Consider the following 1,266-nt stretch of genomic DNA (forward strand, 5'->3'; position numbering starts at 1 on the left):
CGACGAGCAAGCTGTGTCGATCGAGACGGCCGGACCCTGCAACCCCAGCGAGTACGCCACCCGGCCCGACGCCACACTCGCCGTCGTCCCGGTCATCCCGAAGCCGCCGGCGCCGTCCTGCTCACTGATCCGGTACCCCGAGGCGACGATCCCGGCGTAGACACCCGTGTCAGTACCCTTCAGCGAACCCGGAGTGATGCCCGCGTCCTCCAGCGCCTCCCAACACGTCTCCAGCAACAACCGTTGCTGGGGGTCCATCCCCAACGCCTCACGCGGACTGATCCCGAAGAACTCCGCATCGAACTCACCAGCGCCATAGAGGAATCCACCCACCGGGGCGAAAGCGGTACCTTCATCGCCGGACTCGGACAGGTCGGGCGTCTCCCAACCGCGGTTCACCGGGAAGCCCGACATCGCATCGGTCCCCGAAGCAACCAGCTGCCAGAAGCCCTCCGGGTCCTCCACCCCGCCCGGGAACCGGCACCCCATACCGACGATCGCCACCGGCTCATCCGTGCCAACACGGACCACCGGCACGGCGCTCTCGCCGACAGGCTCCTCCGGCCCGCAGGCCTCGGCCACCAGGAACCGGGCAACCTCCAACGGTGTCGGCTGGTCGAAGACCAAGGTGGCGGGGAGGCTCAGGCCCGTCTCGCTCGCCAGCCGGTTGCGCAGCTCCAGACCGGTCAGCGAGTCGATGCCCATGTCCCGGAACGCCCGCTGGGGATCGACGTCCCCAGGGCGACTGTGACCCAGAACCACGGCAGCAGCGGCCCGAACGACCTCCACGACGTCATGCTCACGCTCAGCGGGACTGAACGCGGCCAACCGCGCCGCCAGACCACCGGCAGCCACGGCAACGGCCGCAGTCGGGCGTGCGGAGACCTCACCAGCGGTCAGACCCCGCAGCAGCGCAGGCACCGGGCGCCCGCTGCGGGACAGCCCGCTCAGGTCCAGTCGGGCCGGGATCGCCAACGACGCACCCAGGGCGGCGGCGGCCTCGAACAGCGCCAAGCCCTGCTCCGTCGACAGCGGCTGAACGCCACCGCGGCGCAGGCGCGACAGACCCGCACCCTCCAGGTGGCCGGTCATCTCCGAGGTCTGGGCCCACAACCCCCACGCCAGCGACTGACCGGCCAACTGCCGATCGCGACGATAGGCGGCCAGCGCATCCAGGAACGCGTTCGCGGCGGCATAACTTCCCTGCCCCGCACTACCCATGACCGCCGCAGCCGAGGAGTACAGCACGAAGCCAGCAAGGCCCGC

General features: G+C 70.3%; 1 protein-coding gene. It reads right to left on the bottom strand.

What is annotated here, in order from left to right; translation table 11 throughout:
• On the bottom strand, positions 1-1,266 hold a 1,266-nt coding region (locus ACFXB5_RS53770), incomplete at both ends, for a beta-ketoacyl synthase N-terminal-like domain-containing protein (protein ID WP_385223397.1).

This window comes from Streptomyces sp. NPDC059455 (genome assembly GCF_042750115.1).
In the GTDB taxonomy this organism is placed as follows: domain Bacteria; phylum Actinomycetota; class Actinomycetes; order Streptomycetales; family Streptomycetaceae; genus Streptomyces; species Streptomyces endocoffeicus.